This is a genomic window from Vibrio sp. A1-b2, assembly GCF_021726015.1.
Classification (GTDB): domain Bacteria; phylum Pseudomonadota; class Gammaproteobacteria; order Enterobacterales; family Vibrionaceae; genus Vibrio; species Vibrio diazotrophicus.
The window spans coordinates 24,887-41,225 of record NZ_JAKKCI010000008.1 but is presented as its reverse complement, the minus strand read 5'-3'; the positions used below and the strand labels follow the sequence as shown (position 1 = coordinate 41,225).

Annotated in this window: 16 protein-coding genes; 8 read left to right on the top strand and 8 right to left on the bottom strand. The window is 42.5% G+C overall.

Annotation, left to right across the window (positions count from 1 at the left end; all coding sequences use genetic code 11):
- Window positions 1-82 precede the first annotated feature (82 nt).
- Window positions 83-1,234 (top strand): hypothetical protein, encoded by a 1,152-nt coding sequence (locus tag L3V23_RS16160; protein WP_237292533.1) that lies wholly within the window; start codon window positions 83-85, stop codon window positions 1,232-1,234.
- Between the two features lie 122 nt (window positions 1,235-1,356).
- Here the strand turns inward: L3V23_RS16160 and L3V23_RS16155 are convergent, their stop codons facing one another.
- Together L3V23_RS16155 and L3V23_RS16150 are read right to left on the bottom strand one after the other, a co-directional pair.
- A complete protein-coding gene (locus L3V23_RS16155; RefSeq protein ID WP_102966789.1) occupies window positions 1,357-2,271 on the bottom strand; it encodes a pseudouridine-5'-phosphate glycosidase in 915 nt (304 codons plus the stop codon).
- On the bottom strand, window positions 2,261-3,376 hold the full coding sequence (locus tag L3V23_RS16150) for a PfkB family carbohydrate kinase (protein WP_237292532.1): 1,116 nt from the start codon (window positions 3,374-3,376) through the stop codon (window positions 2,261-2,263). The genes L3V23_RS16155 and L3V23_RS16150 overlap by 11 nt, the downstream gene beginning before the upstream one ends.
- Window positions 3,377-3,652: 276 nt before the next feature.
- Between L3V23_RS16150 and L3V23_RS16145 the strand changes: the two genes are divergently transcribed.
- Complete coding sequence (locus L3V23_RS16145; RefSeq protein WP_237292530.1) at window positions 3,653-4,060, top strand: ribosome recycling factor family protein; 408 nt, start codon at window positions 3,653-3,655, stop codon at window positions 4,058-4,060.
- A gap of 42 nt (window positions 4,061-4,102) precedes the next feature.
- Here L3V23_RS16145 and L3V23_RS16140 read toward each other — a convergent pair whose 3' ends face one another.
- Together L3V23_RS16140 and L3V23_RS16135 are read right to left on the bottom strand one after the other, a co-directional pair.
- The gene (locus tag L3V23_RS16140) at window positions 4,103-4,909 is read right to left on the bottom strand and encodes a Cof-type HAD-IIB family hydrolase (protein ID WP_102966790.1); all 807 of its coding nucleotides are present in this window, start codon (window positions 4,907-4,909) and stop codon (window positions 4,103-4,105) included.
- Between the two features lie 167 nt (window positions 4,910-5,076).
- The gene (locus tag L3V23_RS16135) at window positions 5,077-5,922 is read right to left on the bottom strand and encodes a CPBP family intramembrane glutamic endopeptidase (RefSeq protein WP_102966791.1); all 846 of its coding nucleotides are present in this window, start codon (window positions 5,920-5,922) and stop codon (window positions 5,077-5,079) included.
- A 279-nt stretch (window positions 5,923-6,201) separates the two neighbouring features.
- On the opposite strand from L3V23_RS16135, the gene mtgA reads away from it, so the two are divergent.
- Together mtgA and L3V23_RS16125 are read left to right on the top strand one after the other, a co-directional pair.
- Window positions 6,202-6,879 (top strand): monofunctional biosynthetic peptidoglycan transglycosylase, encoded by a 678-nt coding sequence (mtgA, locus tag L3V23_RS16130; protein WP_267134807.1) that lies wholly within the window; start codon window positions 6,202-6,204, stop codon window positions 6,877-6,879.
- A 216-nt stretch (window positions 6,880-7,095) separates the two neighbouring features.
- Window positions 7,096-8,604, top strand: coding sequence for a PTS transporter subunit EIIC (locus L3V23_RS16125; protein WP_180980340.1), 1,509 nt, complete (start codon window positions 7,096-7,098; stop codon window positions 8,602-8,604).
- A gap of 49 nt (window positions 8,605-8,653) precedes the next feature.
- Here the strand turns inward: L3V23_RS16125 and malI are convergent, their stop codons facing one another.
- Both malI and L3V23_RS16115 read right to left on the bottom strand, forming a co-directional pair.
- Complete coding sequence (gene malI, locus L3V23_RS16120) at window positions 8,654-9,685, bottom strand: Mal regulon transcriptional regulator MalI (protein ID WP_102954524.1); 1,032 nt, start codon at window positions 9,683-9,685, stop codon at window positions 8,654-8,656.
- Between the two features lie 54 nt (window positions 9,686-9,739).
- Window positions 9,740-11,176: a PLP-dependent aminotransferase family protein gene (locus L3V23_RS16115; RefSeq protein ID WP_102966792.1), complete on the bottom strand. Its 1,437-nt coding sequence runs from the start codon at window positions 11,174-11,176 to the stop codon at window positions 9,740-9,742.
- Window positions 11,177-11,271: 95 nt separating this feature from the next.
- Between L3V23_RS16115 and L3V23_RS16110 the strand changes: the two genes are divergently transcribed.
- Window positions 11,272-11,931 carry a pyridoxamine 5'-phosphate oxidase family protein gene (locus L3V23_RS16110; protein ID WP_102966793.1) on the top strand — a complete coding sequence of 220 codons (660 nt, stop codon included), beginning with the start codon at window positions 11,272-11,274 and terminating at the stop codon, window positions 11,929-11,931.
- 55 nt (window positions 11,932-11,986) lie between these two features.
- Here the strand turns inward: L3V23_RS16110 and L3V23_RS16105 are convergent, their stop codons facing one another.
- Together L3V23_RS16105 and L3V23_RS16100 are read right to left on the bottom strand one after the other, a co-directional pair.
- Entirely contained in the window at window positions 11,987-13,186 is a 1,200-nt protein-coding gene (locus tag L3V23_RS16105) for a type III PLP-dependent enzyme (RefSeq protein ID WP_102966794.1), read from the bottom strand.
- Window positions 13,187-13,492: 306 nt separating this feature from the next.
- Window positions 13,493-13,810 (bottom strand): multidrug efflux SMR transporter, encoded by a 318-nt coding sequence (locus L3V23_RS16100; protein WP_102954528.1) that lies wholly within the window; start codon window positions 13,808-13,810, stop codon window positions 13,493-13,495.
- A 94-nt stretch (window positions 13,811-13,904) separates the two neighbouring features.
- Between L3V23_RS16100 and L3V23_RS16095 the strand changes: the two genes are divergently transcribed.
- From L3V23_RS16095 to L3V23_RS16085, 3 genes are all read left to right on the top strand, one after another.
- Window positions 13,905-14,783 carry a LysR family transcriptional regulator gene (locus L3V23_RS16095; RefSeq protein ID WP_258006849.1) on the top strand — a complete coding sequence of 293 codons (879 nt, stop codon included), beginning with the start codon at window positions 13,905-13,907 and terminating at the stop codon, window positions 14,781-14,783.
- Between the two features lie 174 nt (window positions 14,784-14,957).
- The gene (locus L3V23_RS16090) at window positions 14,958-15,380 is read left to right on the top strand and encodes a DoxX family protein (protein WP_042486991.1); all 423 of its coding nucleotides are present in this window, start codon (window positions 14,958-14,960) and stop codon (window positions 15,378-15,380) included.
- A gap of 272 nt (window positions 15,381-15,652) precedes the next feature.
- Complete coding sequence (locus L3V23_RS16085; RefSeq protein WP_237292529.1) at window positions 15,653-16,216, top strand: sigma-70 family RNA polymerase sigma factor; 564 nt, start codon at window positions 15,653-15,655, stop codon at window positions 16,214-16,216.
- The last annotated feature ends 123 nt before the right edge of the window (window positions 16,217-16,339 follow it).

Genomic DNA, 16,339 nt, shown 5'->3' with positions numbered 1-16,339 from the left:
GCTAAGCTACAACCATATTTATAAATCTATACGAATTAATGAAATTGTCCTAACTGATACAAAAAAATAATAAGGACTTATGTTGCATATAAATATTTGTAAACGTACAGGTATTAGGCATCAAAATTCAGAGATTGTTCAGGTTTTTTGGGGAAGAAAAATTTGTAAAGCAATAGCTCAACACACTTATGTTGCAATACTTACAGCTCTGCCATTTTGTGCGCTAGCAATACCAACTGGAGCCGTTCCAGATACCACTGATTTCGAGCGATCGAACTCAGACTTGCGTTATTCAGTACCGCTTACTGAAGAAGAGTTCTCGTGGGTTGATGAAACTAACGAGTTCCTGTCTGAGTTGGTACTGGACTTTAGTGAGTTTATCGATCATGGCCTAGCTAAGGAAGAGGATGAAGAACCTTTTCCAAATAAGAGCTATATCAAAATCGTGTCTTCCGGTAAATATTCGCATCGTGGATACTTAGATACTGACGAGAGAATTTCGGTTCGCATTGATTTACCCCACACCGAGCACAACTGGAAGATTATCTTTGAAACTGACCCCGATGATTATGATGATCTAGAGAGTAAGCAGCGTGGTCTGAATACATCTAATCCAGATTCAAAAGGTGCATTTGGTGGTATTCGTCTTCAAGATGAGAAGCTCAGTCACTGGATAACCAGTTTTGATATCGGCATCAAGATAAGACTTCCTCTAGATCCGTTTGCCCGGACCGAAATCTATAGGGTGGCTGAGATATCGGATACTTGGACAACCCAAGTGAGTCAGGAATTCTTCTACTTTAACTCCAAAGGGCTGGGATCGCTCAGTATTCTGAATTTTTACTACGATGTCGACAAAGCCGCTGGGCAAATATTCACTATCGGTTCTAGTGCTCAATATCTTTACGATGATGATAAATGGGAAGTTCTCCATCAAGCTCAATACTTTGATCGCCTGAGCGAAAAACAACTTCTGCAGTATTCGTTAGGGATTAGCGTCTTACCTTATGATGAAGATGAAGTGAGCAACATCTGGTTATCGGCCTCTTGGATACAGAAACTCTATAAGAACTGGCTATTTCTAACTGTTACTCCTCAAATCGAAGTACCGAGAGAATATGATTACAAACTTAATCCCGGTATTTTTGTCGAGTTTGAAGCGTTCTTTTCTAAGAATAGAAAAGTTGACCGGTTGAATCGCTATATTCCTGAGCAAACAACGAATCATGAATAGTTCTTCTTTGATGATCAATTGGACGATCTTTCGAAAAACAGTGTTTAGTTGTTGAGATTGGTAGGAATATGTCAATGCCCACTCAATAAGTGGGCACTATGTGGGGCTGGTATTTATCCAGTCTATGCGCAATAAGCGATAGCGATAGCTGATGCCAGTCTTGCATTGTTAAGTACAAGTTGAATATTGCTGCTTAAGCTGTCTCCACCAGTAAGTTCACAAACACGAGCGAGTAGGAAAGGTGTTGAAGCTTTACCGTGAATGCCTTGTTCATCAGCTTCGCGCAGAGCTTGTTCAATAGCACTATCAATCACATCTTTTGGCATAGCAAATTCAGTAGGAATTGGATTGGTAATGACTGCACCGCCTTTTAAACCCAGCTTCTGCTTGGCTTTTAATACAGAAGCAATATCGCTCGCTGAATCTAGTCGGTAGTCAACTTTGAAGTCACTGGATTGGGTATAAAACGCAGGCAAACTTTCAGTTTGATATCCAATCACAGGTACGCCATGAGTTTCTAAGTACTCTAGAGTCAGACCAAGATCGAGTATCGATTTCGCGCCTGCGCAAACCACGGCTACATTGGTTTGAGCAAGTTCTTGAAGATCAGCAGAAACATCAAAGGTGGTTTCTGCGCCGCGATGCACGCCACCGATACCGCCAGTAGCAAATACACGAACGCCAGCCATATCCGCTAAGATCATGGTCGCTGCCACCGTTGTTGCTCCGTGTTTTCCTGCTGCCACAATAAATGGGATATCTCGACGGCTTACCTTAGCCACGCTTTGACCCGCTTTGCCCAGCAGTTCAATTTCTTCCGGAGTTAAACCCACTTTGAGGCGACCGTTGATGATAGCGATTGTCGCTGGTGTTGCACCTGATTCACGAACAGTGTTCGAAACCTTTAATGCGGTTTCTACGTTTTGTGGGTACGGCATACCATGAGAAATGATGGTTGATTCTAGGGCAACCACAGGCTGATTATTGTCTAATGCAGCGCGTACTTCAGGGTGGATATCAAGAAAATCATTCAGCATGGTTCATCTCCATTAAACGTTGGACTGCGCGGTCTGACATGCGCGGGTTGATAGTGTCATAAGATTGCGTTGCAAGTTCAGCGCAACTAAAAGCAAATTCAATACTCTTGTTCCAAGACCACATCTCTAAAGTGGCGTGTGCTAGCCCAGCCATTAATGCATCGCCAGCACCTGTAACGTTAGTTACGCTGGTGGTTCTTGGTTTGAGTCTAAGGCTCTCTTTTTGGTTGCTAGCAAAGATGCCTTTTGAACCAAGGCTTAGAACCACTTCTTTTACACCAAGATGATGTAGCGCATCGCAAATTCGAGGGTAGTCATCTTCAGACGTCACTTTGATACCGGAAAGAAGCTCGGCCTCAATAAGGTTGGGTTTTAATAAATCGATTTGAGCTAAATAGGGTTTGAGTTTTAACGCTTTGTTTGCAGAAACAGGATCGACATAGATACGTGTATTGTCGATACAGTTAAACAGGTAGGAGAGCGCGTCTTCACTCAGGTTTGCATCGATTACAACTAAATCACTGTGTGAGATAAGAGACTTATGCTTGGTCAGTTGTTCAGCATTGAGTTGCTCCAATACTTTCATGTCATTCAGTGCGATTTGCATTTCACCTTCATTGTCATGAATAGAGAGATAGGTCGCCGTTCTACCTTGTTGGCAGCGTAGAAGGTGGCTAACACCAACCCCTGCATCTATGCAGGCTGAGACTAATTGCTCTCCCCACTGGTCGTTGCCTATACTGCTGATCAATTCGACTTTGCTACCAAGTCGAGCTAAGTTGTCCGCAATGTTACGAGCAACGCCTCCAGGGCTGTAATGAAGTGTGCCCGGATTCGAATCACCATTGAGCAAAGGTACAGAAGCCTTGCCACATAGATCCATATTGGCACCGCCAATAACAATCGCAGTTTTTTGCGAGGCAAGAATATAACCTTTGCCTTTAATTAGTCCTTTATTGGTTAAGTTCATGATGTGACCGGCAATCGCACTGCGACTGATCATCAGTTGATCCGCCAGTTCCTGTTGTTGAATCATTGGGTTCTCGCGCAATATGGCGAGTATCTGCTGCTCTCTAGGTGTCACAAACATATGTCCGTTTATCAAACATATGTCCATATTATCGGCTTGTTGCTATTTGTGTTGTGGAATACGGACATGTTTCATAAATAGAACAATAATTCATCTATTGCAGTTTAATATGTGACCGATGTTGCTTTAGGGGGTGTGTGAGGAAAACGTTAGCTTGATAATGAGTTAGGTAGTTGAGCCGTTGAGTCAATATACATAAGCAAAGTGCTTGTAATCAGAGAAGGTAAACAAAGTTGTGTTTGGAGATGAGTGCCGTGATAATTGGCGCAATGTGTTTTACAGGTGTTGATTGTGGTTTTGAAAACCTTGAGTGCTGAGCGCGAAAAAATAACGGTCTTTTTTCCTTCTTTAGTTCGACGTATCGGCGGCGAAAAAGCGAAAGAGTTAAAAGCAATTGCGTCTGAGCACAAATGTGAGCTTAAAAGAATTCGACGTTCAAGGAACTGGCATATATCAGGTTTTTTCGAGCAACTATCTGACTACAACCAACAGCTTAAAGTATCTGGCATAGTTACAGATACGCCATTCATAGTTGAAAAAATCAGTGAGGCTCTGAAACCTTATGAGCAAGCTTCTCTTCCTGAACGGTTAGCCGCTCTGATTTCGAAAAATGAAAATATTACTCTGGCAGAATTGATGGACAAAACGGGCTGTACTATTGCACAAGCCCGTTTAGCACGAGACGAAAATGAGCTTTAAGACTGTATGGCTCTCTTCTTGTCCTTAACTTGCTCGTGATCGTTAGTCGAGTTCTTTTAATAATTCTTTTAGCACCACTAGGACGCCACTGTCTTCGTTGCTCGGTGCGCTGAAGCGAGCAAAAGATTTAACCTCTTCATGGGCGTTTTCTACCGCATAAGAGTGGTAGCTGGCTTGTAGCATCTCCACATCATTAAAGTAGTCACCGAAGCTCATGGTTTCTTGGGAAGTAAAGCCAAGTTGATTTTGCAGATAAGCAATGGCGTCGCCCTTGGAAGCGGCAGGGTTCATTACATCTAGCCAGATTTTTGCACTGATCACGACTTTTTGAGTATCACCGAAAGCAGGGTTAATCACAGGGAAAACATGCTTTTCTGAACCTTCAAAGTGACAAATTGCAACTTTCAAGAAATCGTCTTCGATAGTCGTTAAATCTTCAACGATTTCACAGCGGTGGTAGTATTTTTGAACTTCCTCGCGAGCACGTTGATCTTCCGTTTCTATGTAGGCCGAACGTTTTCCGCAAAGAACGATATGTGCGCCGTCAATCGAACGCGCTGACGTAATCAAATCATTAATGACCGCTGAGTCTAAAGGCAGACTGTACAGTTCTTGGCCTTTATGCATCACCAAGGTGCCGTTTTCAGCAATAAACATGATCTGGTCTTTCACATCTGAAAAAGTATCAAGCAAGCTGTAATACTGACGGCCCGAAGCCGCGGCAAATATGATGTTTTTCTCGACGAGTTTTGGGTGAAGCGTAAAAAATTCAGGGTCAAGCTGTCCGCGGCCGTTGAGAAGTGTTCCGTCCATATCGGTTGCAATAAATTTGATGTTACGTTGTGACATATATTGAATTCTCTTGTTTGAATGCGTTTGGCTACGGAAATTAAGACGTTAATCCTGTTAAGACTGGGTACGATACAACGTATCGAAACAAATGATAAGTGCCGAATAAACCAGTTACTTAGAATTCTGCCTGAACTCGTTGAATGCATTGTTACTACAAACGCCACTCAATGTGCCAATGCAGGATAAGTAAAGAAAACAAGATGAGCAAAGTTAAATGCAAAGTGGGCAAGTACTGAGCACCAAAGTCGTCCGGTGAAATGGAATATCAGTCCATATCCTAAACCTGCAAATGTCGCGAACAGCGCAAGTAACATCCCACCACCAATATGAGCCAACCCAAACAACACGCTGGCAGTAATCAAGCCGATCCACCAAGCGTAGCGACGAGAAAGAGACTGTTGAATCAACCCACGAAATAACGCTTCTTCCGCGACACAGGTAATCATCAAGTTGTTGAGTATAAAAAGCCACCACCAGTCAGGTAGGCTAAGTTCTATTTTTAAGGCTCCGGTTAAAGAGGCTAAGGGAAGCAAACTTACGAGCAAAACTATCGCCAGCAAGACACCTTTGAAATGAAGTTTCTGTTTATTTCCCACAAGCTGCGGATAAGCTAACAGCAGGGCAAAAAACGCTATCGGTTTGTCCAAATTTAAGTACATCGTAAATGGCAGACTTTGCGGACCCGCATAGACATGATCCAAAACCAGTAAATTGTTAAAACCGGGTAGGCGATGCAAGAATAGAAGGCCACAAGTCAGGATAACAATTGTCCAGCAAAGGTAGACAAGCCACTTACTGTGCTTTTGATTCAATAAAGTAGGAATGCAATGAGCAACCACAAGTAAAACGGTGGAAATACCTATTGCCAACGGTTCTATACGGCCCAAGATAAGCGCGCATACTAATTCTATCGCCAATAAAACAAAGGTAATGAGTTTATGGCGAGTGAACCCGCTGAAGATTGCTGCAATCAGTGGTAACCATAACCAGATGACAGGGGTTAAGACCATTAAACATTCCTTATTGACTAGAGAGCTTTGCCGTTGCAAGGCGAGGATAGCACTAAATCAGGGGCGGTTGCTGCTCAATAGTAAACATTCAAAAAACAAATGAGTGATGAAATTTACATGCGCTGAACATTGTGTTTGGTGATCTCGTGTAACCTAGCGCGCGAGATTGGACCTCAATATGGCTTAACCAATTACAGTGTTAGGAAAAGTAAGGATCGTGAATGACTTAGCATTGCAATTCTATATAAAGGTACAGATTTGAAAGGTATTGCCCGAAAATTGAAGAGACGAATTGGAAGATTATTGGTCACATTGATCACTGTGGCTTTCTGTCTGCCTTTGGTGATGGTTGTTATCTTGAAGTTTGTGAATCCACCAACTTGGGGCTGGCAGGTGTCGCGTACCTTGTTTCCTCCTAAGGGATACCCAGAGCAGACTCAGCACCAATGGGTATCGATAGATTACACATCTCCGTCGTTGCCTTTAGCGATTATGGCTTCGGAAGACCAGAGATTTCCTTATCACTGGGGCGTCGATGTTTCGGCATTACTGTCTGTGATCAGTAGCAGTGGAGACCAAGGACCTAAAAGGGGAGCCAGCACAATTACCCAGCAGACAGCAAAGAATATCTTTCTGTTCCCAAGTCATACTTATCTGCGCAAAGCCTACGAACTTTATATCGCGCTGCTGATCGAGTTAGTTTGGGGCAAAGAACGAATCATGGAAATGTATTTGAACGTTGTTGAGTTTGGCCCCGGTATTTACGGCGTTCAGGCGGCAAGTGAGCATTATTTTGGTGTTTCGGCACATCAGTTAACGCCTTATCAAGCCGCTCAATTGGCGGTTGTATTGCCAAATCCTTACAGAATTCAGCCGGTACCCATGACTCCTTATGTGCAGCAGCGAGTTCATTGGGTACTAAAGCAGATGAGCAATCTAGACTCACAGGCATTTTAGTAAAAGCAAACGACCTATTTATTCATATTCATAAACGAGTGTAAGCTGTTCTCATATATAACTAATTGTGTTAGTAAAACGTTTTATCTATAACTATTGTTTGCGAGGTAAAACGTTTTACTTGAATTGATTACTTTGTAAATAAGCCTTTTAGAGAGTCATATTGTAGTTGAAACATGGTGTTTCCCTTGGTGGTTACTATTTTAAGGAATGAATATGACGAAATATTTGCGGGCTTTGGCATCCCCTCTATCTCAGTTATCGCTCATAGGGCGAGCACTGATGTTGCCAATTTCATTACTCCCAGCCGCAGGCTTATTACTTGCGTTTGGTGACAAATTTGGCATGCCATTAATGATGCATGCTGGTGGTGTGGTATTTGACAACTTGCCGTTACTTTTTGCGATTGGCTCTGCGGTCGGTTTGGCTTCAGAATCCGGGATCGCTGCTCTATCAGCAGCCGTTTCTATTCTAATTATCAATTCAACAATTAGCGCCTTACTTGGCATTACTCCAGAAATGGCAAGTGCAGGTGGTAAATACGCATTAGTGCTTGGTATTCCTTCGCTACAAATGGGCGTATTTGGAGGCCTGATTTCGGGTATCTTAGCGGCATACTGCTATAAGCGTTATCACGATATCCGATTGCCTGAATTTTTAGGCTTCTTTTCCGGCAAACGATTCGTAGCCATTTCATGTGCGTTTTACTCTTTTCTATTAGGTTTAGTTTTACCCTACGTTTGGCAATACGTTCAAAATGGCATCGATGCTTTATCCACCGTGGTTAATGGCGACAACCAAATGCTATCAACCTTCATATTTGGACTGACAGAAAGGGCACTGATTCCATTGGGTTTACACCATGTATGGTATCCATCATTCTGGTTCACTTTTGGTGAGTATGTGACACCAACAGGCGCTGTCATTAATGGCGACCAAACTATTTGGTTTAAGATGCTGACAGATGGTGTGAAATCATTCAGCTCTGATACTTACAACGATGCTGGTAAGTTTATGCAAGGGGAATTCCCTCTGATGCTTTTTGCATTACCTGCCGCATGTTTGGCGATGTATCACGAGGCACACACGAAGAACAAAAAAATAGCAGCGGGTATTTTGTTTTCGGCAGCACTGACCTGTTTCATTACCGGAATTACTGAGCCTGTTGAGTTTACCTTTATATTCGTTGCGCCAATTTTGTATGTGTTTAATGCTGTAATGGCGGGGCTGTCATACATGATGATGTATGTGCTCGATGCACATATCGCGAAGTCATTCTCGGCAGGGCTGATAGACTATATTTCTTTTGGCATCATGCCTTCACTAAATGGCTTTGAAACGAATTGGGTCAAAGTGATCTTCATTGGTATCCCTATGGCGATGATCTATTACGGAGTCTTCCGAGTAGTGATCCGTAAGCTAGATGTAAAAACGCCGGGCAGAACGGATGTTTCTAACAATCTGGATGAAATTACCGATGAAGAACTCACGACACAAATTTTGTTAGCCATTGGCGGAATGGACAATATTGCGAGCTCAACCGCGTGTATTACGCGCCTACGTTTGCAAGTGAAAGATAAGGATAAAGTGAATCGAGATGCGTTGAGCGACTTGGGTGCGAAAGGCGTGGTTTATGTTGGTGATACTGGGATTCAAATCATATTTGGTGCACGAGCACAGTTCCTTTCTGACCAAATAGAGTCACTGCAACAGCAAATGGCATAGTGACGCGGTAACATTATGCTAAAGCGATGGGGTATCCCATCGCTTTTTTCTATGCGGAGTTCCGATGAATGAACTTAGCTGGAAGTAGCATGCTTTTATGATCGGAATCGGAAGGATTACGAATACTGTCTAGCAAACGCAGTGCCGCAGATTCCCCAACAGAATAAGGATCTGTGTAGACACAAGTCAAAGAGGGGTGATTGAGCATTAGCTGTTCAGAATCATCAAAGCTAATTAAGGCTACACGCTCATCAATAAACAGCTCTTTTCCTATCTCTCGACCACTTTTTCGAACACCATTAACACAGCTTAGAGCGCTGGAAGCATCGTGGCAGAGTATTGCTGTAATTTGAGTTTGCTCTGTAAGTAGCATATTCACGGCTTGAACCAGATCTTCGGAGATGAAATCTCCGTCTAAAATCCATTCCTGTTTTGAAGGTAATCCATATTGGCTTAGCGTATAACGGTAGCTAGCGATGCGTTCATCTCTGCATGGAGACCCAGTTGTTCCGCCAACATAAGCGATACGTCTGTGTCCCTGACGAATCAGGTGCTCTGTTGCCAATTTTGCGCTGTGTGTATTGTCTGGAGTGATGTAATCAATATCGCTATCGAGTTTTGCTGAAGATAGACAAACTAACGGGATTTGAAAGCTTTCTGGTTTTCGAAGTGATAGCAGATGCTGATCATCGATAGGAGACATGATGATCCCTTCGACCCCTTGCTGATATAGGGTGAGAAGCTTTTGATCATAGATCTCTGCGTTTTGTCCGCATTGTGTCAGATAGAGCATGTATCCATTTTGCTCAAGAACGTCGCTAATTCCTGCCACCATACGATAAGTCGAAAAGTCATTTTTGTTGTTGACCATCAAACCAATCGTTTTGGTCGATTGAGTACGTAAGTTTGCTGCAGTCTGATTTCGAACAAACCCCAACTCATCAATGGCTTTTTGAACACGAGCGATTGTCTGGGCTGAAATTCGACCTTTTTGACTCAGTACAAGTGATACGGTGGTAACCGAAACATTGGCGTGTTGAGCAACGTCTGTAATGGTTATCTTTTTATTGCTTTGCGACATAAAAGGTCCAAATCCATGTGGGTGAACGGAGTGTAACAAAAAGGTTCCTATGGGTCACAGTTGGCTATCTAAGTTGTAAAACAGATCGGCAATCTGTTTGATTTTCTCGTCGATGTCGTCTGCTGAAATATTACCAAATCCGAGTACTGCACCTTGCCAGTTGCGCAGCTTGAAATCTGGATGCTCGTAGTAACTTAATGGCCTTATGATAATTCCTTTTTCGAACGCCTTTTGTGACAATGTCACCTCGTTAACATCTTTTAGCCACTTAAGCGTAATGTGAAGGCCCGCTGCTTGGCTGATAACCTCAGCATCATCACCAAAATGCTGGTTTATGGAGAGAATCATCTGATGATGTTTTTCTTTATAAAGTCTACGCATCTTTCTGATATGGCGCAGAAAATCGCCTGAACTTATGAAATCAGCAAGGGCGGCTTGGATGTGTGCAGGGGAGTCTCCGGTCAATGCATCTTTTATTGCTAAGCATTTCTCAATTAAAGCGGGAGGAACGATGAGATAGCCCATTCTCAAACTGTTGAACATAGTTTTGCTCAACGACCCGATATAAATAACTCGCGAATCGTGACCGATTTCAGACGATAGACCTTGCAGACTGGTGTAAGGACGATGTGCGAACTGAAACTCACTGTCATAGTCGTCTTCAATAATCCAGTGATTACCCTGAGTTGCCCATTCAATCAACTTTAAACGTTGCTCCGTATTTAACGTTGTGCCCATCGGGTATTGGTTACTTGGCGTAATATATAAAGCGCGGGCTTTACTGTTGAGGATGCTCTCCAAGTCAAAACCTATATACTCTTCAACATGAACAGGCTCAAACCGGTAGTTTAAAAGCTCAATGATTTTACGCATTTTGGAATAGCCCGGTTGTTCCATCAATACTGAATCATGGCTCTCCATTACTGCCATCAGCGCTATCATTAACGCTTGTTGTGCGCCCGACGTAATAATGATTTGGCTGGCATCGCAATGTACAGAGCGACTGGTAGCAAGATAATCTCTCAAGGCCATTCTAAGAGCACTATCACCTTGGATACCATTATTGCCAAGTAAGTATTGGCGAGTGGAGTGCAACTGAACATACTTGTGCCACTTGGCAATAGGGAACTGATGCAGATCGGGAACACCCGGAGCAAAAGCGCTGTTAATAGAAGGTAAGCTTTTGTTGGTTTCGGTTGATTTGACGATGTCTGCACATGGCAAGTAGTGATCAGGCAGTTCAACCGTCACGTAGAAGCCAGAACCGGTGCGTGCTTCAATGTATCCTTCTGCTGCAAGCTGTTCATAGGCCGCAGTAACAGTATTTCTGCTGAGTTGAAGTTCTTCGGCAAGCTTACGTGTTGAAGGAAGCTTTCCTCCTTTATGCCAAAGCTGCCTTACGATTTTGTCGCGTATAGCGTGGAACAGGCTTTCCTGTTTCGATGATTTGTCGTTTTGAAGTACTAAATCACCGGAGTCGATGGGTTGCAAAGTGGATCTGTCCTTAATCCAAAACTGGTTCTTCTTAAGGTACCAGTGTGTTGCTACATTGCAACCATGAAAACAGATTTGGATAGGGATAGACGATGCTTTCAAATACACCGAGAACGCAGATTAAAAAAGCAGTACACAAAGCTCAGTTTGAATTGGAGAGTCTTCACCAAATTATTGATGAAAGCCTAATCGCACATATTGCGATTAATAATGAACAGGGACCGGTGGTCATTCCGATGTTAGCTTGGCGAGTGGACGATCATGTCTACATCCATGGTGCCAATAACAGCCGCTTGCTACGTTCACTGAAAAACGGGGTGCAAACCTGTTTAACTTTTACTTTATTTGACGGATGGATACTGGCTAGGTCTGCTTTTCATCACAGCGCTCATTATCGCTCTGCTGTTGTCTTTGGTCACTTTACCGTCGTAGATGACAACAGAGAAAAAGATCGTTTGCTGAATCATTTTGTAGAACACATTGCACCTGGGCGTACGCAAGAAGTGCGTTTGAGCAACGAGAAAGAACTCAGTGCAACCATGTTACTGTGCATTCCGCTAACAGAAGCATCAGTTAAAGTCAGCAAAGGTGTGGTTAATGACGATAAAGAGGATTTGGATCTGCTTGTATGGGCTGGTTATTTGCCTTATCGAACCGTTGTTGGGCCACTAAAAGCGGTTGATGAGTTAAGTGATGTTGTAGAAACACCTGATTACAGCGCCGCTTACGGACATCGCTGGCACAATGCTTAAACAAAGCTAAAACGAAAAAGCTCCCTTTAAGGGAGCTTTCTGAATTCATTTTATGTTAGCCAATCATACGTTGGCTGCTTTCTTCACACTCATTAATCACAATAGTTTGAGCGCGTTTGAAGAAGTTAAAATCTGTTGCAGTTGCACTTGTGTATGCACCCATCACGCGACCGATAATCAAATCGCCATTTTCCAGTTTAGGTAGCATGATGTTTTCTGCAATCACATCAATGCTGTCGCAGGTTGGGCCTGACAAGACGCTAGGTACAAGCTCACCATCTTGCTTTAACGTCACGATAGGGTATTCAGAGTGATCAAATATCAAACCACTGAAAGAGCCGTATACACCATCGTCTAGGTAGTACCAAATCTGGCCTTCACGTTCTGCTTGTCCCATTACTGATGCAACGCTGGTTACTGCAGGAGCAACAATGAAACGACCAGGTTCCGCAATTACTTGTACTGTTTCTGGTAACTCATTTAATGCTTCATTAATGGGTATACAGAACTGCTCAATTGGCATCACTTGTTGAGTGTAAGTCACTGGGAACCCACCACCGATATCTAGCGTACTTAGCGCTGGCAGTCCACGTTCAAACACTTGGTCCATTACTTCTTTACAGCTGCGAATTGCATCTACATATTTTTGTGGATTAGCCGTTTGAGAACCCACATGGAATGACAAACCTTTGATGTGAATGTTCCACTCTTTTGCGGTTTCAATGATCACTAACGCCTGCTCAGCAGAACAACCAAACTTTTTAGATAAATCAGCGAAAGCTTCAGTGTTGCGGAAGCTAAGGCGAACAAGCAGTTCAACTTCATCTTTGTACGGTTTGAATTTTTCTAATTCATTGAGGTTATCAACCACAAACACATTGCATCCGTAGGCTAGTGCATCGCGAATGTCGCGGTCACGCTTGATTGGGTGTGTGTGGATTGTACGCTCAGCGGGTACACCTTGTTGCTGAACAAGTTCAACTTCACCTGTGGTTGCTAAATCGAAGCATGCACCTTCCTCCAAAAGTGTTTTAACAACATTTGGATGAGGGAGTGGCTTTAGAGCAAAGTGCAGTGCAACATTAGGTAATGCATTGCTTAGCGCACGATATTGAGAGCGAATAATGTCGCAATCAAGAATCAGTAAAGGAGCACCAAACTTCTCTACAGAGGTTTCGATTAGGTCGATAGATTCTGCAGACAAAGCTTGAGAAGAAAAAGATTGAAAATCCAATACAGAAGCTGAATTAGCCATAGCAATTCTCCAAAATAACAAGGCACTTTTCATGGTCTTGGATGATGAAAAGTGGAGCGTCAATAAAAGCGCGTTTGCGCCGTCAAAGTCACTCTTGGATAGTTGCTCTATCGCCTTGCCACAAAACTGCTGTGATGTACTCGGATTGGCTATCATCAAGAAGCAGGGCGATAATAAGGTCATACTTTTTCTCACGCAATAAAAAATATCCCAATAAAACTAAAAATTTTTTATCGAAAAGATAATGATTGGTTGTGAATAAATATTCAGTTTTTTAATCCTCATCCTTAAGGGTCTTTATTTCAATTAATGGCCAACTTTAAGCAAAACAACACCTGATAAAATCAAGAACACACCTAGATAGCGAACCAGTGAAGAAGCGTCCCCATAGACAAATACACCAACGAGGAAAGTTCCAGCTGCGCCGATACCTGTCCAAACCGCGTAGGCCGTGCCCATAGGTATGACCTTTTGCGCCAGAAATAACAGTGTTCCACTGATTGCCATAAAGCTGATGGCCATTATAATCCCCAGCCACTTGTATTGTCCGCTTTGCGCAAGTTTCAGGCCTACGGGCCAACCAATTTCCGTCACTCCAGCCAAAACCAAATACAACCAACTCATAAACAATACACCTTCAATTTAGCAAACATGATTTGCGGCTAATGGTATCTGTATCTATGATGGATAAAAGTTAATACCTATCGAATAAATTCATATGTTGAGTCTTGAACAAATTAAAATGATGGTACTAGCAGCGGAACTTGGTTCGTTTTCTGCCTGTGCTCGCAAAATGGGGAAAGTGCAGTCAGCGGTAAGTCACGGCATTAGTACTTTGGAAATAGATTTAGGAGTTGAGCTTTTTGATCGCTCTTCTCGCAATCCCAAATTAACCGTTGCCGGTGAACGGTTGATTCGAAGCGCAAGAAACTTACTCGCACAAGCGAATGAGTTTGAGAAAATCGCTCAATCGATAGCGCGAAAAGAAGAAGGTGCATTAACCATAGCTATTGATGATGGGGTAATGAATAAAAAACTGGCTAAGTTGTTTAAACGCTTAGATGATAAGTTTCCTTCAACTCAAATTGATGTACTAACAATTGCCTCTACAGATATTTGCCAAGAAGTTGCTTCGAACAATGTCGATCTAGGTGTGATGTTTACGGAGTTAGATATGACAAAAGAAGTGGACTTCTGTTATGTCGGCAGCGTGGATTATATTGCGGTTTGTCATCCTCTTTATCCGCTTTCCGAAATAGAAGTGAAGCTTCCATCAGATTTGTCTTCATATCGGCAGATAGCTGTGCGAGGAAAGCTGAAACAAGAGTCTCACAATTTAGCCAGTATAAGTCCTAAAGTTTGGTGGAGTTCAAGCCACTACAATGTATTAGAATTGGTGAAACAACAAGTCGGTTGGGCTTACTTACCAATATTTATGGTTGAAGACTTGGTGGCATCAGGAGAACTGCATAAAGTTAGCGTTGCGTTCGACCATAAAGCATGGAACGTACCAGTAGATTTAGTGTGCAGTAAAGGCAAAGATAAAGGGCCTGTATTCAACTGGCTGTTCGATGAACTAAAGTTGATATTTAATTAAACAATAAATGTGTTATGTGACCGCTTCCATATACAGTACGTGTGAAAATAAGAGGTTGATTTACATCAATGATATTATTCAGAAAAATTGATGAAGATGATTAATACTTTTAGGTGATACTGTGTGCTATAGGCTTCTATAGTAAAGATTATTAGACCTAAAAGGATGGTTGTCATGATCGAAATCTTAAATCAACTAGATAAGCAGTTAGCAAAACCGGATATAGGTAAATTGGTATTACGTGTCAGTTTCGCATTTATGTTTTTATTACACGGTATACACAAAATCTATGGCGGTACGGACTTCATTCAAGGATTACTGGTACAGAACGGTTTACCCGCATTTATTGCCTATGGTGTTTACTTAGGAGAGGTGGTTGCTCCAATTCTGATTATTGCTGGCGTATTTACTCGTTTGTCATCAATCGTCGTTATTGGTACCTGTGTAGTTGTCATTTATCTATTACATATGGGCGACTTCTTTTCGTTAAACAAATACGGAGCTTGGGCTGTTGAAGGGATAGCCGTCTATCTGTTTGCAGCTATTGCTACCTTATTCTTGGGTTCAGGTAAGTACGCTTTAAGACCTGACGCATAACACATAAGAACTAAGCCGGATGCAAGTTAGCATCCGGTTATTTTTAACACTTATAATGCACTATAACTTAATCTTGGTATGCTAACTTCTAAATGGTTAAGCGAACATCTCACATCCTCAAACCACGCAACAGGAGTGTTCAACTTATACACCACAAGCTTATTACCAGAGAATGCGCCAGATCCCAAAAAAGGGCTGAAATAGGTTCTATGATTTAGATACTGAATGCGCAACTCAGGCCGTCGCAGAAAGCTTTGGAGCACGTTTGAACTATGACCTCAACTCAACATTCGCCAGTTCCTTGTCTATTAGATACTTGGGCGACAACTGAAGCTGCTCTGTATCGATGGTTAACTCAGCATTGTTCCTGTCAGGACTTGGCGTATGACCTGTTGCAGGAAACCTTTCTTCGAGCATTACAAAGAGAGCGAGCATTTTGTGATATTGAAAATCAAAAAGCTTGGTTGTTCACGGTTGCGAAAAACTTACTTGTTGATGAATGGCGAAAATCGGGGCGTTTAGAATCTATTTCCGAGAGCAATGACCTATATGCTTTAGACATTAGAACAGAGCGTGAGCCAATTGACAGTCTTGCTCAATGTCTTCCTAAAGCTCTGGCATGTTTGAGTGAAGAAGACCGTTCTGTTATCGAGTTTTGTGATTTACAAGGACACAGTCAGCAAGAATTTGCGAAACTCCATCATTTAACGGTAACGGCAGTAAAATCTCGTATTCAGAGAGCGCGACCAAAACTTCGCGCACAACTAAAAGTAAACTGTCACATTACCTTCGATGAACAGCATAAAGTCTGTTGCTTCACACCTAAACGCTCTTAGCTTTCTGAGTAAGCCTTAATCGCATTATTTTCATATCTACAGGCAGATTTATTGCGTCTTTACAGCGCTGACTTCGTCTTAATAAACAAGCAAAGAGCCGTTGGCTTTTTAATGTTTAACGTA

What these genes read in the sequence shown, in the direction of transcription:
- L3V23_RS16155 (WP_102966789.1), bottom strand. Translation starts at nt 2,271, where the DNA reads ATGCTGAATGATTTTCTTGATATCCACCCTGAAGTACGCGCTGCATTA.
- L3V23_RS16140 (WP_102966790.1), bottom strand. Translation starts at nt 4,909, where the DNA reads ATGTCACAACGTAACATCAAATTTATTGCAACCGATATGGACGGAACA.
- L3V23_RS16135 (WP_102966791.1), bottom strand. Translation starts at nt 5,922, where the DNA reads ATGGTCTTAACCCCTGTCATCTGGTTATGGTTACCACTGATTGCAGCA.
- L3V23_RS16125 (WP_180980340.1), top strand. Translation starts at nt 7,096, where the DNA reads ATGACGAAATATTTGCGGGCTTTGGCATCCCCTCTATCTCAGTTATCG.
- malI (WP_102954524.1), bottom strand. Translation starts at nt 9,685, where the DNA reads ATGTCGCAAAGCAATAAAAAGATAACCATTACAGACGTTGCTCAACAC.
- L3V23_RS16110 (WP_102966793.1), top strand. Translation starts at nt 11,272, where the DNA reads ATGCTTTCAAATACACCGAGAACGCAGATTAAAAAAGCAGTACACAAA.
- L3V23_RS16105 (WP_102966794.1), bottom strand. Translation starts at nt 13,186, where the DNA reads ATGGCTAATTCAGCTTCTGTATTGGATTTTCAATCTTTTTCTTCTCAA.
- L3V23_RS16100 (WP_102954528.1), bottom strand. Translation starts at nt 13,810, where the DNA reads ATGAGTTGGTTGTATTTGGTTTTGGCTGGAGTGACGGAAATTGGTTGG.
- L3V23_RS16095 (WP_258006849.1), top strand. Translation starts at nt 13,905, where the DNA reads ATGTTGAGTCTTGAACAAATTAAAATGATGGTACTAGCAGCGGAACTT.
- L3V23_RS16090 (WP_042486991.1), top strand. Translation starts at nt 14,958, where the DNA reads ATGATCGAAATCTTAAATCAACTAGATAAGCAGTTAGCAAAACCGGAT.
- L3V23_RS16085 (WP_237292529.1), top strand. Translation starts at nt 15,653, where the DNA reads ATGACCTCAACTCAACATTCGCCAGTTCCTTGTCTATTAGATACTTGG.